1 pseudogene is annotated in these 273 nt (G+C 46.2%); it reads left to right on the forward strand.

Annotation, left to right across the window (positions count from 1 at the left end):
- Positions 1-273, forward strand: a pseudogene (locus AAEY83_RS15020) (ATP-binding protein); the annotation flags it as partial.

The following is a 273-nucleotide window of genomic DNA, read 5'->3' on the forward strand; positions in this document are numbered from 1 at the left end:
GTGAAGGGGTTGCGCATCAAGATAATGAGATGCAGCGTGACTATTGGCTGTCTGATGCTAGTAGCTTATTTGGCTCGACTTTTAGTATTGTGCCCATCGAAAAAATTGATTTTAACGCCAGTGAGTTGCGTCGTTTTGACAATGGCAATACCGTCGTGCGTTATATGACTCAACCTGTCTACGCAGATGTTTACTATCGTCTACCTGATAACAAAAGCGTGTTGACCGCTAGAGTCACGCAAGTCACTGAGCAGCAAGTGCGCGCCATTGCTG

The organism is Psychrobacter sp. TB20-MNA-CIBAN-0197, from assembly GCF_040309765.1.
Classification (GTDB): domain Bacteria; phylum Pseudomonadota; class Gammaproteobacteria; order Pseudomonadales; family Moraxellaceae; genus Psychrobacter; species Psychrobacter submarinus.